This window comes from Proteus columbae, assembly GCF_002777965.1.
GTDB classification, from domain to species: domain Bacteria; phylum Pseudomonadota; class Gammaproteobacteria; order Enterobacterales; family Enterobacteriaceae; genus Proteus; species Proteus columbae.
The window spans coordinates 63,209-83,161 of sequence record NZ_NGVR01000032.1 but is presented as its reverse complement, the minus strand read 5'-3'; the positions used below and the strand labels follow the sequence as shown (position 1 = coordinate 83,161).

Sequence of the window (19,953 nt, the reverse complement as noted above, 5' to 3'; positions counted from 1 at the left end):
ATGATTATAAATTCACTTTGGGTGATCGAGGGAAAGCTCTGTCATTGAAAAAAAGAATGAGTAGGGAGTAAACTTGTCAGTTCTCAATTAAAATAAAAAGAAAAATTATTGATAATGATAAGCCATACTGAACTATGTTAATTTTGAACATTTAATGTAGCGGACTAAATCGCGAATATGGGCATCATCATTTATGCGTGTATCTAATCACTTTAAAATCATTGTGCATCTTTGTAGCTTTCTCATTGTTCTTTATAGCTTAACAATGATACCGCCTATGTTAGTTGCGCTATATGAAAAAGAGCAAAGTCTATTTTCTTTTGCATTGTGTTTTTTTATCTTCTTTTGTGGTGGTCTATTTATTTGGCTGAAAACAAAAATAAAAGATATTCAGCTGAAAACACGAGATGGATTTATTATTATTGCCTTGTTTTGGCTGTTATTTTCTTTAATCAGTACATTACCTTTATGGCTGAATGAGCAGCTTAATATGCGCTTTGTTGATGCTCTTTTTGAAGGCGTTTCAGGGATAACAACCACTGGTGCTTCTGTTTTTCACAATGTGACTGATTTACCTAAATCTATTCTTTACTATCGAGCACAGTTAAATTTTGTTGGAGGATTAGGTGTTATTGTACTGGCTGTTGCCGTTCTTCCCTTATTAGGCATTGGGGGCATGAAATTATATCAATCTGAAATGCCCGGACCATTTAAAGAAGAAAAATTAACTCCTCGCTTAGCAAGTACAGCTCGTAATTTATGGTTTACTTATATCCTGCTAGGCGGTTTATGTATTCTCGCATTTAAAATAGCAGGAATGTCTTTTTTTGATGCGCTTTGTCATGGTTTATCGACCGTGTCTTTAGGCGGATTTTCAACATATAGTGAAAGTATTGGCTATTTTAATAGCGCAAAAATTGAATTTGTTGCAGGGTTATTTTCACTCCTTTCTGCGGTCAATTTTACCCTTTATTTTGCATCCCTAGCTAAATTTAGTTTACGGCCATTATTAACCAATCCAGAGTTTCGTTTTTTTATTACAGTGGCATTGCTAGTTATCGGTTTGATCACATTTGAAACATGGCGCAGTAATATGTATTCATTTCCTGATGCTTTTATTCATTCTTTTTTTCTAACCAGTTCGATGATCACTGACAACGGGCTTGCAACAGCAGATTATGCTCAATGGCCACAACATATTATTGTTCTCTTACTATTTTCCAGTTTTTTTGGTGGTTGTGTTGGTTCAACATGTGGTGGAATTAAAGCTATTCGATTTTTAATTCTCTATAAACAAAGTCGCCAAGAAATTCATCAATTAATTCATCCAAAATCAGTGAGTTCCGTTCGTGTCGGTGACAGTATTATAACTTCTCGACTCCTTAATTCCGTTTGGAGCTTCTTTTTTCTTTATACACTATGCGCTTGTTTTTTTATTTGGTGTTTAAGCATGATGGGTTACGATTTAATTACGGCTTTTGCCACGGTGGCGGCATGTTTAAATAATATGGGATTGGGATTTGGTGAAACAGTTGCTGGCTTTGGTGAAATTACAGATAGTGCAAAATATTTAATGTGTCTTGCTATGTTACTTGGTCGATTAGAAATTTATACACTACTTGTTTTATTATCTGCCTCCTTTTGGCGTAATTAAAATATGACCAAAATAAACGTTATGACTTAAAAATGAGCATTTTTTAAAAGATGAAGAATATTATCATTAATTTCTCTAAAGAAATTTTTTCTTAAAAATCCATTCTATAAAATTAGATAACTTCAACTACAATAACGATTTTTCTCCTATTTATGTGATGAATGTCAATTCTCCTTAAATGAAGCGTTCCATTAATTATAATAAACAGACGACGAAAACGTTTGCATATTATTTTTATGTAGATAGAATGCGTCAGATTTTTTGGCCTGGTGAAATTAATAGGGGGTTAAAGTGTCTCAGGACAACAATTATAGTCAGGGCCCAGTGCCCATATCCGCAAGAAAGGGTGGATTAGCGTTAACCTTTGTGATGTTGGGATTAACGTTTTTTTCAGCCAGTATGTGGACTGGCGGCGCTCTTGGTACTGGTCTTTCCTTTAATGATTTCTTCCTCGCAGTTCTAATTGGTAATCTTCTTCTTGGTATCTACACCGCATTTCTTGGTTTTATTGGTTCAAAAACAGGTCTTACTACTCATCTCTTAGCGCGTTATTCTTTCGGTATTAAAGGTTCTTGGCTTCCCTCATTTTTACTCGGTGGTACTCAGGTTGGTTGGTTTGGTGTGGGTGTGGCAATGTTTGCCATTCCGGTAGGAAAAGCCACTGGTATTGATATTAATCTCCTCATCGCCGTTTCCGGCATTTTAATGACCATCACTGTATTCTTCGGCATTTCTGCTCTCACCGTTCTCTCTATCATTGCTGTTCCTGCTATCGCTATTCTTGGAAGTTACTCTGTTTATCTTGCTATACATGATATGGGCGGGCTTTCAACGTTAATGGCTGTTAAACCTGCTCAACCATTAGATTTCAATTTAGCGTTGGCGATGGTTGTCGGATCGTTTATTAGTGCAGGAACGCTTACAGCTGACTTTGTCCGCTTTGGACGAAACCCTAAAGTTGCAGTAGTTGTCGCAATTATTGCCTTCTTCTTAGGCAATACATTAATGTTTGTCTTTGGTGCAGCAGGTGCCGCTTCACTGGGAATGGCAGATATTTCTGATGTGATGATTGCACAGGGATTATTACTTCCGGCGATTGTCGTACTAGGCTTAAATATTTGGACAACCAATGATAATGCGTTATATGCCTCTGGATTAGGTTTTGCCAATATTACAGGCTTATCAAGCAAAAAGCTTTCAGTGATAAATGGCATTGTCGGTACACTGTGTGCATTATGGCTCTATAATAACTTTGTCGGTTGGTTAACCTTTTTATCTGCCGCAATTCCACCAGTAGGTGGTGTTATCATTGCAGATTATCTGATGAATAAAGATCGTTATAGCACCTTCAACGCAGATAAAATGCAATCAGTTAACTGGGTCGCATTACTGGCTGTTGCAATTGGTATCGCCGCGGGGCACTGGTTACCAGGCATCGTACCTGTTAACGCAGTATTAGGTGGTGCAATTAGTTACGCTGTGTTAAATCCAATATTAAATCGTCGTACAGCTCGACAAGCGGAGATAAGTCATGCTGGGTAAGAATATCGAACAAATTAATCATGCTCGTCTAGTTGGAAAAGAAGGCTTGTGGCGCATTACAATTAAAAACAATAAAATTGAAGCGATAGAGCCACAACCTGAAAATAATTTTCATCCTGAAGCATTAGATGCGCAAGGTGGTTTAGTTCACGCTCCTTTTGTTGAACCTCATATTCATTTAGATACAACACAAACCGCAGGGCAACCGAATTGGAATCAATCGGGAACATTATTTGAAGGTATTGAACGTTGGGCTGAAAGAAAAGCGCTGTTAACTCATGATGATGTTAAACAACGCGCATGGCAAACGCTTCAATGGCAAATTGCTAATGGTATTCAACATGTTAGAACTCATGTTGATGTTTCGGACTCATCACTCACAGCATTAAAAGCCATGCTGGAAGTGAAAGAAGAAATTAAACCTTGGGTTGATTTGCAAATTGTTGCTTTTCCGCAAGAAGGCATTTTATCTTACCCTAATGGTGAAGCTTTATTAGAAGAAGCATTAATATTAGGTGCAGATGTTGTTGGTGCTATTCCACACTTTGAATTTACGCGTGAATATGGTGTTGAATCACTGCATAAAACTTTTGCATTAGCTCAAAAATATGATCGTTTAATAGATGTTCATTGTGATGAAATTGATGATGAGCAATCTCGCTTTGTTGAAACTGTTGCCGCTTTAGCACATAAAGAAAATATGGGTTCAAGAGTGACAGCAAGTCATACAACCGCAATGCATTCTTATAATGGGGCATATACTTCGCGTTTATTCCGTTTATTAAGAATGTCGGGTATTAACTTTGTGGCGAATCCTTTAGTTAATATTCACTTGCAAGGTCGTTTTGATACTTATCCAAAACGTCGGGGTATTACTCGCGTAAAAGAGATGTTAGAAAGTAATATTAATGTCTGCTTTGGTCATGATGATGTTTTTGATCCTTGGTATCCATTAGGTACAGCAAATATGCTCCAAGTTTTACATATGGGGCTACATGTTTGCCAATTAATGGGCTATGGTCAAATTGATAATGGATTACAGTTAATTAGCCACAACAGTGCAAAAACACTCGCTTTAACGGATTATGGTGTTGAAGTAGGAAACAGTGCAAACTTTATTATTCTGCCAGCAGATAATGGATTTGATGCCCTACGTCGCCAAGTGCCTGTACGTTATTCTGTTCACCAAGGTAAAGTGATTGCACAAACAGAACCCGCGAAAACAGAAATTATGTTAGATAAGCCGACAGCGATTAATTATAAATAATCTGATAGATTTTGTTTTTAAATAGCGAATAAGTCTAATAATGGCTTGTTCGTTATTTTTATAAATATTTAACCCATATTTTTGTTTATTTTCCCCGCATACTTTGCTCGATAAATGTATATTCACTGATTTCTCTTTGTATAAAAAGAAACCATTGCAGATTTACTTGATTCAACTAAAATAAGACGTTGTTAGACCCTCTCCGTATTACTGCGGCTGCTATCCCTTTAATCTGAGAGGTTTTTATGTCTGCACAAAGAGATCGTGGTTGGCGCCAATGTGTTAACCGCAAAAATAAACATCAAGAAATGGGTTGTTCAAGAGTGATGTTTAAACCAGAAAAAAAATGGTCTAATTTATATACTCGATCACTCAAAATGACCAGAGCTGCACAACTAGGAATTGAATATCCAAGAATTTCTCGGAGTCAGCGTCGATTAAATGCGTTATCTGATAGTGAGTAATAATGAATATCTTATTTATTTGCAGTAAAAATCAATGGCGAAGCCCAACCGCAGAACTGTTGTTTGCAGATAGAGAGGGAATTAATACACTTTCAGCGGGTACGCGTAAAGATGCGCAATGTGTGGTTGATAATGAATTACTAAAATGGGCTGATTTAGTGCTTGTCATGGAATCTAAACATTTAAATCAATTATCTGCACATTTTCCAGCGACCATGCGCTATAAAAAAGCACATGTATTAGAAATACCTGATAATTATCGCTTTAATGATCCGGCATTAATTGAACTCCTCGAACAGAAAGTTCAGCCTTATTTACCAATGGAAGCAAAGCTTCCAACTAAATAATGTTTTAATCTTGATAAAAAAACGCTCAGCTTAAAATAAGACTGGGCGTTTTTTATATCTGAAAATTTTATGTATGTATAAGTATCGGAAGAGCTGAATCTGATTAGATTTTTACTATTGGTTATTTTTTCTGATCAGTGCCGCTAATTGTGCAAGCTCTTCATCATTCGCTCGTTCAAAGTCGTGAGATGAAAGATAACCCGGATATTTATCAAAGAAAATTTTCTGTTTATTTTCAATGGGTGCCCATTTTGTCATATCACCTGTGCCGTGCATCGGACTAAGTTTACTATGAACATGGTCAACCCCAAATCCTTCAAAAAACATTCCTGAGCGCGAAACATCGGGAAATGTTTTATCTAAGATTTTTGCTACTTTTTTTGTCGCGATAACCAGTAAAGCTAAAACTTCATCGCTTAAATCAAATGCATAACTCGGGTAGTGTTTTTTGGGAATAACAACGGTAAAACCTTTGGTATTAGGAAAAATAGAGAGAAAAGCAAGATGATGATCATCTTCCCAAATTTTATGGCAAGGTGCTTTACCTGCAACGATTTGGCAGAAAATACAGTTATCCATAGTCGCCTCATAGCCAGAAATGAGCTGACATCTCAGCAAAATTAATGCTGAAAAGATAGCCTTATGTGTAATTTATTTCAAAAATGAACTAAGTAATGACAAGAAAAATTAAAATGATAAGAATAAAAGGGATAGGCGAAATGGATCTTACGAAGGAAAACCCTTAGCGAGTGACTGAACTTACTAAGGGTTAGGAATAGTTGCAAATTACAGTAGGTTTCTTTCCGCTAAATCAAGTGCAAAGTAAGATAGAATTAAATCTGCACCTGCGCGTTTAATTGAACCTAAAGTCTCCATCACCACGCGATCTTCATCAATTGCGCCTGCTAATGCTGCAAATTTAATTTGAGCATATTCACCGCTGATTTGATAAGCCGCTAAAGGTAATAAAGTACGTTCACGCACATCGCGAATAATATCTAAATAAGCGCCCGCTGGTTTTACCATCAGCATATCTGCGCCTTCTTGCTCATCAATTAATGATTCACGGATCGCTTCACGGCGATTCATTGGATTCATTTGATAAGTTTTACGATCTCCAATTAAGCGAGAGCCGGCAGCATCACGGAAAGGACCATATAAGGCAGAAGCAAATTTAGTTGAGTAAGAAACAATACCTGTATCGCTAAATCCTGCTTTATCAAGTGCAGCACGAATAGCGGCGACTTGACCGTCCATTGCCGCTGATGGAGCGATAAAATCAGCGCCAGCTTGCGCAGCAGCAACAGCTTGAAGCCCTAAATTATAGATAGTTTCGTCATTATCAACATGTTCGCCATGTAAAACACCACAGTGACCATGTGATGTGTATTCACAAAAACAGGTATCAGACATAACAATCATTTCTGGTACGGCATCTTTACAAATACGAGACATACGAGAAACTAAGCCATCACTTTTCCAAGCATCACTTCCCGTTTCATCAAGGTGATGCGATACCCCAAAAGTCATGACAGTTTTAATGCCAGCTTTTGCAATACGTTCAATTTCATAAGCGAGACGTTTTTCAGGAATACGAACGACACCCGGCATGCTTTTAATTGGTTGGTAATCATCAAGTCCTTCTTCTACAAATATAGGAAGAGCAAGATCATTTTTAGTTAACGTTGTTTCTTGAAAGAGCGCGCGCAGGTTTTCGGACTGGCGTAGTCTTCTTAAACGCTGGATGGATTGTTCGTTGCTCACAATATCTCCTTTTTATGGCCAGTACTAACAATTAGTTACCAAAGTATTATAAACCTTAATATCAATAGATAGAATACTCGTCATACTTCAAGTTGTAGCGTTGTTGATTACGTTCATTCGTACTAGTCACATTACTCGTCATACTTCAATTTGTAGCGTTGTTGACTGCGTTCATTCGCACTAGTCACATACTTATGTATGCTCCTAGCGTCTCATTTACTTGTCGCCTAGCTACATCTTGAATTATTTAGAGTATAGAACGTTAATTATAGAGAAAAGAGGAGAGAAATAAGTGATAGGTGAGGGGAAATAAAAAGAGCAGGATAATTTCTACTCTTTAGATTAATTGTTGCTTATTTTCTTAATGCGGAAATTATTTTTTTTGCTCTTCTAATGCTGCGACCATTTGAATTTTACAAGCGGCAACAATTTGAGTTAAACCGTCTTGGAATTCTGCGCGAGAGCCAATTTCAGATTTGGCTTCACGTAAAGAATTAACAACCTCAATAGCACCTTCAGTGAATTGTGCTTCAGTTGCCTCCAGTTTTGCAAAATCAAATTTCTTTGCACTCAGAGAGGCCATTGCATCTTTAGCAATTTTCTCTGCTGGCTCTTTTGTATCATAAGCTTTAATTGAGATATCTTTAAAAGTATCGCAGTAATCATCAGCCATTTTTGTTGGGTTTGCAAAAGCAACAGCAGGTAATAATAGCAGAGATAAGAGAAGTGGTTTCATTTTAGCCTCATGTTTATTTTTTAGTACAGACTTATTGAGTGTAACATATAAACATGAGTGACGATAAATCAGAAAAAGTGTAAATATATAAATAGTTAATATTTTTAATCCTATTGGTTTTAGCTATTTTTGTTATAATTGTGTTTAGGGACAATAAGCTAGCCATTTTTGACTTAATAAAATTTTACAATTCACAATAAATAAAACAACTCAAAATATAATAATATTAGGATTTATCTTTATTTACATTTTATAAGGTTAATTTTTATTTGTGTTAAAAGTAACAAAATGTGCGTTTTAAATATAAAAAACAGAATAAAAAAAGTTAGTCGACCATTATTTATCATTAAGATAACTTTAATGCATTGTATTTAATAGGTTAATTTACGTTCGTGTTGGCAATGATAGCAAGGCTTCTAATTTTATTATTTAATCTAAATAACATTAATAATATTAAACAAAAAGAAGTTTTGATAGTGACTATTAGATGAAAATACCAAAAAGAAAATAAACTCATTATCATTTGGATAATATAAAAACAATTTGAATAGAAATATTGGGGGGGAAAGAGAAAAAAATCCCCTCTACAAGGATAGAGGGGTAGCTAAATGAATAAAGAATGGTTTATTTCGTGGTTGAGTATATAGGGAATTTGAAATCAAATTTTGTTTATTTGTGCAGCACAAAAAGATTAGAAAATAGAATAAAAATATGTGCAACTACTCAATTCGAAAATAAACGTATTATTGACGATAGGCTGTCTTAATTTGGCTAATCGTATTACGGAATGTCTCTGCTTGTTTCTCGTCATCAACTTCTGCAATAGCACGTTCAATGTTTAAAATAACACGCCCAGCATCTGCTTGACCTAATGCTTTTAACATATAGGTGACTAGTGTTTTTAAGCAAGCCACTTCTTCTGCTAATGTTTCTACATCTGCTTGTGTTTTAAACTTCTCGTTCATTATCTACGTTCCTTTGTCTTTAATTTATAAATCATATCAAGCTAGGTCATTAGAATAGCAAAGTCTCAGCGAGGTATGAATAGTGATAATGAAAGCATTTTATCATATTGAAATTGTTAGCATGATAAAGAGACAAAATAGCCAGTGATCCCGTTTATTTGTTGAAATCACGCTATACTTTGAACGTTATGCTTTGAATGTTAATACAAACAAAATGTGGTAAAGCAATTATTTTGAGCAATAAGAGAAAATGCAGAAAAAGAAGGGAGAATAATATGAATGAAGAACAATTATTACAGGCTATCACTCATTATCCCGCACTTTATCAGCGAAAATCAGGGAATACACACAAAGGAACATTCGGCACATTAGGTATTGTAGGTGGCTCAGAAGGAATGAGTGGTGCTATTGTGTTAGCAGGTAAAAGCGCATTGAAAGCAGGGTGTGGAAAGGTATTTCTTGGTTTTGCTCAGTCACAACTTCCTATCCCTTTTATTGATAGTGCGCCAGAGCTTATGCTTAAAACAGCACGAACATTGATAAATCAGCAAGATATTTCTGCTTGGGCGATTGGATGTGGATTGGGATTATCTGCAAATTCTGAAGAAATCCTATCAATAGCTTTAGCACAGCGTAATGAAAATAGACCTTATGTTTTTGATGCGGATGCATTAGTGTTAATGGCTAATTTTAAATCAGAACTCTCACTTGATCAGCACTGTGTATTAACACCACATCCTAAAGAAGCCTCTATTTTGCTTAATTGCACGCTAAATGATATTCAAAATAATAGAGAAGAAGCAGCGAAAGAAATTGCGAAGATTTATCATTGTTGGGCAATTATTAAAGGTCAAAATACCGTAGTGACTTCTCCGAAAGGGGAAATCACAATTAATACAACTGGTAATAGTGGATTATCAACAGCAGGGAGCGGCGATGTGTTAACAGGTGTTATGGGAAGTTTTTTAGCGCAAGGAATGACAATGTCGGATGCGGTGAGAAGTGCCGTTTGGATACATGGAATGTCAGCGGATATCTTAGTTAAAAAAGGTATTGGACCAATAGGATTAACTGCATCAGAATTGATTGATACTATCCGAAATATTCGCAATCAAATATGGACATTAACACAGCAACATAATGCAAACTATTTTGAATAATCACTTTTATTTTTTAGCTTAACGTATTAATAATTAAAGTAGGTTTATATTAAGATTAGGTTGTTTTTAGTTAATTCACTCACAGTAATCTTTGGGTTATTGCGATAGGATTAAGGCAAATGGAGAGTTGAGAGGAGTTATTATGTATAAAACGATTTTAGTGCCTATTGATATTGTGGAAGAAGAGTTAACCAGTAAAGCGGTACGACATGCTGTGTATTTAGCAAAAGAAACGGGAGCTAATTTACATTTAATTCATGTTCTTCCTATCTCTTCAGCAATCATTAATGCTTATTCATTGGGTTATCCAGAAATTAAAGATAAAGCGACAGTGAAAGCAGAGAATGATATGCAAATGTTGGTAGATTCGGTGGATTTGCCAGCTGAAAAGGTCGCTTATACGGTTACTTTTGGCTCACCTCGTGATGAAATTTTAGTCACAGCAAAAGATATTCAAGCAGACTTAATTGTGATTGGTTCACGTAGACCTAATATTAGCACTCATTTATTAGGTTCAACGGCAGCTGGTGTTGTTCGCTATGCTGAAATTTCAGTATTAGTTGTTCGTTAATATATTACTAATATGCTATGAGAATCCCTCATAGCATATTTTTTAGTTTTTTGCGTAGCTTATCTTATTTATTCAATAAGCAGTTTATTGAATAAACAGTCTAGACAGTGGATAAGAATGGAAAAATTTACCGAAGAACTTTTAAGGCTCGATCATTTTATTCTACGCATCTTGCGCTATTATGTAATAGGCTCTATTTTCTTTTTCTTAGGATTATTACCCGGTGTATTAGGGTTTTATTTAATTGAAGGACATACCTTTATGGAATCTTCATTAAATGCAATCTCTATGTTAAGTGGTCAGCCAGTAGAGCCAGCACCTGCAACCCCAACAGGGCGCTTTTTTATTGCAATCTATGGTCTATTTCTTCAGTGTGTTTTTATTTTATCAATTGGGCTTGTAGTGACACCTTTTATTCATCGACAATTGCATAAATGGCATCTTGAGGAAGATTAAATAAGCAAGCTGTGGGTTTAACGCTACAATAATAAACAGACAATAATCTGATAATGAGGAGTTGCTATGTACAAGACAATTCTAGTACCTGTTGATATTTCAGAAGATGAGTTAACGACTAAAGCCTTACAACATGCTGTTTATATTGCTAAATTAGAAGGCGCAAAACTGCATCTTTTCCATGCTATTCCTGATATTTCACGTTTCTCTATTAGTTATAGTTACCATTATGACATGCTCAGCTCTTTTGCAAATAAAGCTCTTGAGCGTGTACAAGAACAACTGCAAGAATTAGCTAATGGTATTGATTTACCAAATGAACAAGTTGAATTTTCAGCTGTATTTGGTTCTGCAAGAGATAAAGTTTTAGAACTCGCTGAAAAAATTCATGCTGATTTGATTGTAATAGGTTCTCGTCGCCCAAGTATTTCAACACACCTATTAGGCTCTAATGCATCAGGTATTGTCGCTTATGCCAAACAATCGGTGTTAGTTGTTCGCTAAAATTTTTATAAAAATTAAAAAATAGTATGAAACCCCTAGATTTTTTATTTAGGGGTTTTATTTTTACCTCTGTTTAAGCTAAGAATTGGTGATGAGTTAATCTTTACCTATGTAGTATTGGTGAATAAACATTGTGAAAGCATCTCAGATAGGTGTTTTTTGTTAAATCAGAAATTAAGTGGTAGCTATTTGATAAACAGGTTAAAAAGGCTTATTGAGATATTTTATCATTGTGTGAAAGAGGTAAAGACGAGACAATACAGAGATGGTATTTTAGCTACTTAAGTAAACATTTAAGGGCATTCTAATGAAAATTAGCTCAATTTACACACAATCTGTAGGGCCATTAGCTGATGGCGTTATTAAATTAGAAGATGATTGGTCTAATAAGATTGAACCTCAAATTTTATTTACTGGTAATAATGGTTGCGGTAAGTCCACATTATTACGTGGTATCGCTATGCTATGGGAAGCCTTTGGATATTGGTTAGATTTTTCTCAACCTCTTCCTACTGCAAATAAAACACGAAAATGGCTAGAACGCTGGGATGGTTTAGCGGTAATTTTTGATGATGTTTTTTTTCCTCCAAATAGTCCTATTACTCTTGGGCTTTTTTATGGTTCTGAAAATTTTTTCCAAGATATGCTCCAAAAATATCCTCATATTATGTGGATAGGGGAATTATCAGAGCCTAAAAAAAAGAATAGACTAAATATATCTTGGCAAGGAAGAAATAAAGAATCTATTACCGGTTACTTTGATCTTTTTAGAATAACGCGAGTGCAAACTGTTCTGAATACATTAAGCTCAGGATTAAAATTATCAGCTCCAAATATTGTGTATTTAGATGCGGAAGCTCGTAAGTGGATAAATCCGACAGCAACTAGAAAATCTTTATATCCAGACGATCTTAACCAAGCATGGCTTAGCAATTATATAGTAAGTAATGATTGGGATGGGCAAATAGAAACATCACTTTTTAATTTAAAGGCAACAATGCCTGAAAACTACCCCAAAATGATCGAGAAATTAAATCATTTTTTTTCGAATAAAAAAATTGAAAGTGAAATCCATCCTGGAGTGCGCCAACAAATCATTTTATCAAATGGAAAACAACATACTTTTGATGAATTAAGTTCAGGTGAACATCAAATACTCATTATGCTATTTACCATTCAGCGCTGGTTAAAACAGGGGGGGATCGTATTAATTGATGAACCTGATTTACACTTACACCCTTCTATAATTGCGCCTTTTTTAGCAGCAATAGAAAATATTGTCTCCGATAAAAAAGGGCAACTCATTTTAACCTCTCATTCGACAGAAGTTTGGCAACGCTATGAAAATTTTGGTTTACGCATTGATCTTACTTTAAACAACGGAGCTGTTGATGTCGAAAATTGATGGAATAATAAAAAAAATCAAAGAGCAAAAAATAGGTGCCTCAACTAAAAAAGTATTATTAGTTGAAGGTATTGATGACGAATTAGCCTTTGGGGCTTTTTTAAGAAAGTGGTCATCTAATTGGGAACAATATTGGGTTTTAGCTAGTGCAGGTAAAAAGCAACATGTATTAGAGATACTAAAAGAAGAAAGTGAGTGGCTTGGTGTTGTCGATAGAGATGAATGGGATGACGTAAAAATAGCAGAAAAGAAACAGGAAATACCTAACCTACTTGTTCTTCCTCGGTTTTGTATTGAAAACTACCTAATTCTTCCTGAAGAAATTTGGCCTGCATTACCCGAAAGCAAGAGACATCGTATAGAAAATGGTCTTGAAAGGCTCAATCAAAATATAGACATTCATTTAACACAATGGATAAATCATGCGGCCGTATGGGCTGTTATAAACCCGTTATGGGAAGGATTAAGAGGGCTTGGTTTTAAAGAATCATTATTAGAGCTTGATACTAGTAATGATTTTGAAAAAATCGACCGTATTTTAAATGAATGGCATCAATATATAGAGCCAAATCAACTATTAGATAAATTAAATATAAAACGACAAGAAATAAATGCGTCAGAACCTTTACAACAACTAAAAAAATATATACATGGAAAATATTTTTTTAAAACCGTCATTTATCCTGTATTAGTTTCCTATATTGGAAATATAAAAGAAAGTGAAGTGAAAAGGCAGTTATTTAATTTGCAATCTACACCGGATGACCTGATATTTATTTGGGAAAAAATGGCACTTAGAAATGAGTAAAACGTTATCGTTATAATAACAATTCTTAGCTTTAAAAATGATATTACTCATTATCTACATAAAAACTTGATCTACCTACTGCCTAAAATATTTTATTTGTTCATAATAGTATTGAAAGATAATAGAGCGAGAAACGAGCTATGCTGATAAACTTTATATTAGCAGTGGCACGTTTTTGATTAAAACTAAGGCATAGTATGGATAATGAGATAATGGCGGAGTGTACTGCCATTTCACAAGATAAACAGCGTGAAATTACCAAGTTATGTATTCAAACTGCGTTGTTGCTATTGCAACATGGCGCGGAAAGTATGCTGGTTGAACAGCTTTCAACCCGTCTAGGTTTAGCTTTAGGTGTACATCAAGTCGAAAGTGCAATTTCTGCTAATGCAGTTGTATTAACCACGATTGTTAACGGACATTGCCAAACATCAACACGAAAGATAGTTGACCGTGGCATTAATATGCATGTTGTGACAGAAGTTCAGCATATTGTTATTTTGGTTGAACATCATCTTGCAGATATTCATGAAGCCAGAAAACGCTTTGAGCATATAAAACCATTACGTTATCCACGTTGGGCGATTATTTTTATGGTTGCCTTATCTTGTGGTTGTTTCTCTAAATTAAATGGTGGTAATTGGGATGGCTTTTTAGTTTCTGCCATTGGTGGTGGCCTTGGTATGTTTGTACGCCAAGCATTAACACATCGCCAAATGAATCCATTAATTAATTTCTGTATTACGGCATTTGTGGCGACTTCAGTTTCAGGCCTATTATTAAAGCTCTCTTATTTTCAAACTACGGCGACTATTTCAATGGCTGCCAGCGTCTTATTATTGGTTCCCGGATTTCCTTTAATTAATGCTGTTGCTGATATGTTTAAAGGGCACGTTAATACTGGATTAGCGCGTTGGGCAATGGCAACAATGTTAACATTGGCAACCTGTTTAGGGGTTATTTTAGCCATGGCAGTATGGGGGTTAAGAGATTGGGCATAATAACGATAATTCTTACCCTGATTGAAGATATGATTTTAGCGGCTATTCCTGCTGTGGGTTTTGCGATGGTATTTAATGTACCTTCAAGGGCATTAAAATATTGCGCATTATTAGGAGCAATAGGTCACGGCTCTCGTACTGTTTTAGTGATGAGTGGTATGAACATTGAGTGGGCAAGTTTTTGTGCTGCTATTTTAGTGGGTTGCATTGGTATTCAATGGTCACGCTGGTGGCTTGCACACCCTAAAGTTTTTACCGTTGCAGCGGTTATTCCAATGTTCCCCGGAATAAATGCATATATAGCGATGATCTCAGTGGTGAAGTTAACGCAAATTGGTTATAGCGCGGAAATTTTTGAAGCTTTAGTTACTAATTTCCTTAAAGCTTCATTTATTGTCGGTGCGCTCTCTATCGGGCTATCCTTGCCGGGATTATGGTTATATCGCAAGCGTCCGAGTGTATAATGACTTACATTGCATGTTGTAGTGAATTTAATGTAATGTCCAATTCATTTTTATCGGAAATAATAATTTGAATTCGTAATTTATTCTCAGATTCTAAACTGGCATGCGCTTTAACATCTTCGTTATTCGCATGCTTTTTTGTTATCTCGACTAATTCGTCCATCAAATTCAGCATATTCTCATTCATTTTTAAATTTCTCCAAATCATTGATGGACTAAACCATAGCAAATCCCTTTTGCGTTAATGTCGAGAATAACGGCTTTTTCTATCACCATTCACGCTTATTGTTTTATTTTTTATACAAAAAATAGCAAGAAAGATTGCCCAAAATAAATAAAAAAAAGGTAAGATTAGGCTAAATAAAAATAAGATTATCAGTTGGTTATTAAAGATAATTCTTATTGGGTTTAATAAAATAAAGAGTAAGGCAGATACCACTTTGAGAAAAATATTACACTATACCGCGGTTGTGTTGGGTTTGTTTTTTATTACGTTAAATGTGCAAGCACAGGCCCCTGAAAATTTTACAAAAGCGAAAGAGATAGCAAAAGAACGTATTTATTATGATCAAAATCAAAAGTCACAAGGTACTCTTTATTGTGGTTGTGATTGGAAATGGGTAGGTAAATCGGGAGGACGTGTTGATTTAGCCAGTTGTGGTTATAAAGTTAGAACTCAGCAAACAAGAGCGGAACGTATTGAGTGGGAGCATATTGTTCCTGCATGGGTTTTTGGTCATCAACGTCAATGTTGGCAAAATGGCGGCCGAGCTAATTGTGTGAAAAACGATCCTGTATTTGGCAAAATTGAAGCAGATTTACACAATTTAGCTCCATCTATTGGTGAAGTTAATGGTGATCGTAGCAATTTTAGCTTTGGGCAATTACCTGCACAAGCGCCTTACCAATATGGTCAATGCCGTAGCCGTGTTGACTTTGCTTCACGTACCTTCGAACCGCGTAATGAAGTTAAAGGACAAGTAGCAAGGGTTTATTTCTATTTACATGATCGCTATAACCTCTCTATGTCACGTCAGCAACAACAGTTATTAATGGCTTGGGATAATGCTTATCCACCAACAGCATGGGAAAAAGAGCGTGATAATCGTATTGCTCGTATTGTTGGATATCACAATCCCTTTGTGACAGGTGAAATGAAATGGCAGTTAGGGCATAAAAATAGTGGTGTCGGATTATCTGCAACAAATAGTACACCAGTCACTAAAGCTAAAACTGACACACCTAAACAAGTCAATGCATCACGATCTGAAGATATTAAAGGTAATGTAAATAGCAAGATCTACCATTTTGCGCATTGCTCAGGTTATAAAACAATGTCAGATAAAAATGCGGTTTTGTTTAAAACAGAGAGTGAGGCCATTAAGGCAGGTTACCGTTTAGCTAATAACTGTAAACAGCCTTAATCGTAATTATTTAGATTACATCCAACGACGAACGTGGCGACAATATTGTTGCCACGCTTGTGGAAATAATTCACTTAAGATTTTCTCTTCACGTACTATCGTATAGCGATCAGTAATAAAGTAAAACGCAATTGCAGCGCCCAAAAATCCCCAATTACCAAAAATAAAAAATAGTCCAATACTAATATCTAAGAAACCGAGGTACATAGGATTGCGACTTATTTTATAAGGGCCACTTGTTACTAATTGTCGAGGTGTGTGATTGGGATTAGGAGATGTTTTTTGTTTAATAAAAAATGAGAGGCAATAAAAAAGCCAGATCCCAGAAGTCGTAATGGTGAGCAAACCGAGGTAAAAAAAGAAGCCCATTTTGAGAGAGCCAGAGTGAAGTTCAAAACCAATAAATGGAATTAGGTTTAGTAGTAACCAATAAACAAAAGGTAATCGCAAGAAATTCATTTACTTCCCCCTAAAATAACACTTATTGTTATTTTTATGTTAAGTCCATCTCGTTATAAATTATTTCAGTATTGAAAATATTTTTCTTTTGTCATTATACTGTCATAAAGCTTCGTTAATTTTCACTCTAGCTCCATGATGGGGAATATGAATGACAGAAGCAATGGAAATATCTCGTTACTCACAGAAAACCGGCAACAACCGTTCATTGATGTTTAATGTTCAGGATTGTGACCGGTTTTTTTGTTTTCTGCGACTAAACAGAGTCTGAAGGGGACTCATCGGTAAAGGAATGAAATGCAAACAGAGATGTCGATGACTTTTTGAAGACTAACAAGGGTAAATACCACTATGAGTAGACAAAAAGCAGCAACACGTTTACGCCGAGAAAATAAACGCACCTCACGTAAAGAACAACGTAATGGAGCTCATCGAGATAACGTTATGGTTTTACCAGGATTTGGGGATATCATCGATACTATTGGTATGGCGAGAGAAAAACGTGATGAACGTGTGTTATCTCCTCGCAATGAAGCACAACGCCAATATATGAATGCCATTAAACATCAGAATCTTATTTTTGCCACAGGGGAAGCGGGCTGTGGTAAAACATTTCTTAGCGCTGCAATGGCTGCCGATGCCTTAATTAATAAAGAAATAGAACGTATCATTGTTACTCGACCTGTGTTACAAGCTGATGAAGATCTCGGTTTCTTACCTGGTGACATTGCTGAAAAATTTGCACCTTATTTTCGTCCTGTCTATGACGTATTAGTCAAACGTTTAGGCGCTTCATTTTTACAATATTGTTTACGGCCTGAAATCGGTAAAGTTGAAATTGCGCCTTTCGCTTATATGCGAGGTCGTACTTTTGAAAATGCATTTGTTATTTTAGACGAAGCGCAGAATGTGACTGTAAATCAAATGAAACTATTTCTAACTAGAATGGGTGAAAATGTCACGGTTGTGGTTAATGGTGATATTACACAGTGTGATTTACCTACTAGCGTACCGTCTGGATTAGCGGATGCACTTATTCGATTTGAGGCTAATAATCGAGTGGGAGTGATTAAATTTATGCAAGAAGATTGTGTACGCTCTACATTATGTCAACATGTATTAGCTGCTTATAATGATTAAATAGAGCATGAGGTTTTTTGTATAAAGTTAAACAGGCCACATATTAATGTGGCCTTTATTTTTATTAAATTTTATTTTTAGAGTTAAGCTGTTTTGTGAGTTTATTCTTATTTTATTTGTTATTTTTATTAATTATGGAATATTTAATTTGAATAAAAAATTCCAAAATAAATTAATTCATTTATAGATATTCTTTTTTTGATTGGCTGTTAATAAATTAATTGTTATTGTTTTTTTATTTATAATTTTTAATTGTATAGTGACATTAAATATTAATACATTTATATATTAACCAAATCAAATAACCGATTGAATTTGACTTAAGTCACATTTTTTAAAAAGTGGTTATTTTTATTTGTTGGTTTTTTAAAATATGACTAATATCAGATTGACTAGGGTCTAATTTCATCACCTTTAGTTAATGATGGCAATAATAGAAGCTTATTTTTGCTAATTAAATATTTGTCTATTCTTGGGGTTATATATGCTTAAAAATAAACTCCCACTGTCATTATTATCAGTGGCTATATTGTCGACGTCGGCATTTGCTGCAACCAACAGCGCTGGTGGAATAATCTCTTTCTCTGGTGCTATTAGTGATACCACCTGTACAATTAATGGAGGAAATAGTGCGGACTTTTCTATTTTATTAGATCCTATTACCGTAACGGATGCCGGAACAACGGCGAGTACTGTTATTGCCAAAAATCAAAAAGAGTTTGCTTTGACATTCTCTGATTGTGCTCCAGCATCTACGCCAAGTGGAAGTAATTTAAAGATACATTTTTCATCTGCAAATACCATTTCCACAAGTGGATTATATTTAGTTAATGATACCGCTAATGAAAATGATCCATTAGTGGCAAAAAATGTCGGTTTTAGTTTATCAACACCTGCCGCACCAACAGTTGCTATACCACTAAATGCAACCTTTGATACAGGTATTAAAGGTGATAAAACAGCGCCAGATTCAGATACTCTGCGTTTAATTGCCAGTTATTATAAAACAAATGCCACAGCCGCTAAAACAGGGCCAGTACACTCTAACGTTATCTATACTGTTTCTTATTTATAATATAAAAAAACCAGACTCAATGTTGGGTCTGGTTTTTTAGGATGTTTATAATGAAAAAGTTAATCGTTTTTTTAATGGCATTGATATTACCGACGAGTGTATTTTCTAATATCATTATTAATGGTACACGGGTTATTTATTATGAAGGAACAGATAGTGTTAATCTTCAATTGACCAATAATGGTGATTTAGCTTCACTCGTGCAAAGTTGGATTGATGATGGTGATATAAACTCAACACCTGAAGATGCAAATTCTCCTTTTTATTTATATCCACCAATTGTAAAAATAGCAGGTAGACAAGGTCAGACATTAAGAATAAAAAATTCCGATGAAAAATTATCAGGAAATGTTGAACAGGTATACTATTTAAATATTCTCGATATTCCAGAAAATGCTGAAGCATTAAAAGGAAAAAGTTATTTGCAATTAGCGATGAAAACACGAATTAAAGTTTTTTATCGCCCAAAAGATTTAACTGATAAACCAGAACTTGTTAATGAGAAAATAACTTATCAATTAAATGGTGATAAAGTTTTAGTTAAAAATAACTCACAGTATCATTTCACGATAGCCTCTATTTCTACACAAGGTACACCTCGTATTACGCTTGTCGATTCTGAAATGATCCCGCCGTTATCTTCTCGTGAGTTACCTTTAATTAATAAATTAAAAAGCAATTCCGTTGTTGTTATTTATGTTGATGATTTTGGTGTTTATAAATCACAGAATATTAAACTCTAATAGA

The 19,953-nt window shown here is 35.1% G+C and carries 23 protein-coding genes; 17 read left to right on the top strand and 6 right to left on the bottom strand.

Annotated features, from left to right (window positions below):
- The first annotated feature begins 193 nt into the window (after positions 1–193).
- From CBE70_RS17050 to CBE70_RS17030, 5 genes are all read left to right on the top strand, one after another.
- On the top strand, positions 194–1,654 hold the full coding sequence (locus CBE70_RS17050) for a TrkH family potassium uptake protein (RefSeq protein ID WP_100160267.1): 1,461 nt from the start codon (positions 194–196) through the stop codon (positions 1,652–1,654).
- A 291-nt stretch (positions 1,655–1,945) separates the two neighbouring features.
- On the top strand, positions 1,946–3,196 hold the full coding sequence (gene codB / locus CBE70_RS17045) for a cytosine permease (protein ID WP_100160266.1): 1,251 nt from the start codon (positions 1,946–1,948) through the stop codon (positions 3,194–3,196).
- Positions 3,186–4,463: a cytosine deaminase gene (locus tag CBE70_RS17040; protein ID WP_100160265.1), complete on the top strand. Its 1,278-nt coding sequence runs from the start codon at positions 3,186–3,188 to the stop codon at positions 4,461–4,463. Before codB ends, CBE70_RS17040 begins: the two co-directional genes overlap by 11 nt.
- A gap of 245 nt (positions 4,464–4,708) precedes the next feature.
- The gene (locus CBE70_RS17035; protein ID WP_100160264.1) at positions 4,709–4,927 is read left to right on the top strand and encodes a hypothetical protein; all 219 of its coding nucleotides are present in this window, start codon (positions 4,709–4,711) and stop codon (positions 4,925–4,927) included.
- A 2-nt stretch (positions 4,928–4,929) separates the two neighbouring features.
- The gene (locus CBE70_RS17030) at positions 4,930–5,274 is read left to right on the top strand and encodes a low molecular weight protein tyrosine phosphatase family protein (protein WP_100160263.1); all 345 of its coding nucleotides are present in this window, start codon (positions 4,930–4,932) and stop codon (positions 5,272–5,274) included.
- Positions 5,275–5,388: 114 nt separating this feature from the next.
- Here CBE70_RS17030 and CBE70_RS17025 read toward each other — a convergent pair whose 3' ends face one another.
- The 4 genes from CBE70_RS17025 to CBE70_RS17010 all read right to left on the bottom strand — a co-directional run bounded on the left by CBE70_RS17025 (position 5,389) and on the right by CBE70_RS17010 (position 8,739).
- A complete protein-coding gene (locus CBE70_RS17025; RefSeq protein ID WP_100160262.1) occupies positions 5,389–5,853 on the bottom strand; it encodes an HIT family protein in 465 nt (154 codons plus the stop codon).
- A 207-nt stretch (positions 5,854–6,060) separates the two neighbouring features.
- Complete coding sequence (hemB, locus tag CBE70_RS17020) at positions 6,061–7,038, bottom strand: porphobilinogen synthase (RefSeq protein WP_072064069.1); 978 nt, start codon at positions 7,036–7,038, stop codon at positions 6,061–6,063.
- A 373-nt stretch (positions 7,039–7,411) separates the two neighbouring features.
- Positions 7,412–7,774 carry a hypothetical protein gene (locus tag CBE70_RS17015; RefSeq protein WP_100160261.1) on the bottom strand — a complete coding sequence of 121 codons (363 nt, stop codon included), beginning with the start codon at positions 7,772–7,774 and terminating at the stop codon, positions 7,412–7,414.
- 743 nt (positions 7,775–8,517) lie between these two features.
- The gene (locus tag CBE70_RS17010; protein WP_006536484.1) at positions 8,518–8,739 is read right to left on the bottom strand and encodes a DUF2594 family protein; all 222 of its coding nucleotides are present in this window, start codon (positions 8,737–8,739) and stop codon (positions 8,518–8,520) included.
- A 275-nt stretch (positions 8,740–9,014) separates the two neighbouring features.
- Here CBE70_RS17010 and CBE70_RS17005 point away from each other — a divergent pair, with 275 nt between their 5' ends.
- The 8 genes from CBE70_RS17005 (at position 9,015) to CBE70_RS16970 (ending at position 15,108) form a co-directional block, all read left to right on the top strand.
- The gene (locus CBE70_RS17005) at positions 9,015–9,899 is read left to right on the top strand and encodes an NAD(P)H-hydrate dehydratase (RefSeq protein ID WP_100160260.1); all 885 of its coding nucleotides are present in this window, start codon (positions 9,015–9,017) and stop codon (positions 9,897–9,899) included.
- A 142-nt stretch (positions 9,900–10,041) separates the two neighbouring features.
- Complete coding sequence (locus CBE70_RS17000) at positions 10,042–10,470, top strand: universal stress protein (RefSeq protein WP_036912874.1); 429 nt, start codon at positions 10,042–10,044, stop codon at positions 10,468–10,470.
- A gap of 117 nt (positions 10,471–10,587) precedes the next feature.
- On the top strand, positions 10,588–10,926 hold the full coding sequence (locus CBE70_RS16995; protein ID WP_072064066.1) for a hypothetical protein: 339 nt from the start codon (positions 10,588–10,590) through the stop codon (positions 10,924–10,926).
- Positions 10,927–10,992: 66 nt separating this feature from the next.
- Positions 10,993–11,430, top strand: coding sequence for a universal stress protein (locus tag CBE70_RS16990; RefSeq protein ID WP_023582008.1), 438 nt, complete (start codon positions 10,993–10,995; stop codon positions 11,428–11,430).
- A 307-nt stretch (positions 11,431–11,737) separates the two neighbouring features.
- A complete protein-coding gene (locus CBE70_RS16985; RefSeq protein WP_100160259.1) occupies positions 11,738–12,835 on the top strand; it encodes an ATP-binding protein in 1,098 nt (365 codons plus the stop codon).
- Positions 12,822–13,643, top strand: a complete 822-nt coding sequence (locus CBE70_RS16980) for a DUF4435 domain-containing protein (RefSeq protein WP_100160258.1) — start codon at positions 12,822–12,824, stop codon at positions 13,641–13,643. The genes CBE70_RS16985 and CBE70_RS16980 overlap by 14 nt, the downstream gene beginning before the upstream one ends.
- Positions 13,644–13,840: 197 nt before the next feature.
- Positions 13,841–14,644: a threonine/serine exporter family protein gene (locus CBE70_RS16975; protein WP_099075539.1), complete on the top strand. Its 804-nt coding sequence runs from the start codon at positions 13,841–13,843 to the stop codon at positions 14,642–14,644.
- Complete coding sequence (locus tag CBE70_RS16970) at positions 14,635–15,108, top strand: threonine/serine exporter (RefSeq protein WP_196569123.1); 474 nt, start codon at positions 14,635–14,637, stop codon at positions 15,106–15,108. The genes CBE70_RS16975 and CBE70_RS16970 overlap by 10 nt, the downstream gene beginning before the upstream one ends.
- 4 nt (positions 15,109–15,112) lie before the next feature.
- On the opposite strand, the gene CBE70_RS16965 is transcribed toward CBE70_RS16970, so the two are convergent.
- Positions 15,113–15,295: a hypothetical protein gene (locus CBE70_RS16965; RefSeq protein WP_036912881.1), complete on the bottom strand. Its 183-nt coding sequence runs from the start codon at positions 15,293–15,295 to the stop codon at positions 15,113–15,115.
- Positions 15,296–15,548: 253 nt separating this feature from the next.
- Here CBE70_RS16965 and CBE70_RS16960 point away from each other — a divergent pair, with 253 nt between their 5' ends.
- Positions 15,549–16,532, top strand: a complete 984-nt coding sequence (locus tag CBE70_RS16960) for an endonuclease (protein ID WP_100160256.1) — start codon at positions 15,549–15,551, stop codon at positions 16,530–16,532.
- A 15-nt stretch (positions 16,533–16,547) separates the two neighbouring features.
- On the opposite strand, the gene CBE70_RS16955 is transcribed toward CBE70_RS16960, so the two are convergent.
- Positions 16,548–16,991, bottom strand: a complete 444-nt coding sequence (locus tag CBE70_RS16955; RefSeq protein ID WP_100160255.1) for a methyltransferase family protein — start codon at positions 16,989–16,991, stop codon at positions 16,548–16,550.
- A gap of 351 nt (positions 16,992–17,342) precedes the next feature.
- On the opposite strand from CBE70_RS16955, the gene phoH reads away from it, so the two are divergent.
- From phoH to CBE70_RS16940, 3 genes are all read left to right on the top strand, one after another.
- Positions 17,343–18,131, top strand: a complete 789-nt coding sequence (gene phoH, locus CBE70_RS16950; RefSeq protein WP_100160254.1) for a phosphate starvation-inducible protein PhoH — start codon at positions 17,343–17,345, stop codon at positions 18,129–18,131.
- A gap of 484 nt (positions 18,132–18,615) precedes the next feature.
- Complete coding sequence (locus tag CBE70_RS16945; protein ID WP_100160253.1) at positions 18,616–19,206, top strand: fimbrial protein; 591 nt, start codon at positions 18,616–18,618, stop codon at positions 19,204–19,206.
- Positions 19,207–19,256: 50 nt separating this feature from the next.
- Positions 19,257–19,949, top strand: coding sequence for a fimbrial biogenesis chaperone (locus tag CBE70_RS16940; protein ID WP_100160252.1), 693 nt, complete (start codon positions 19,257–19,259; stop codon positions 19,947–19,949).
- Positions 19,950–19,953: the final 4 nt, after the last annotated feature.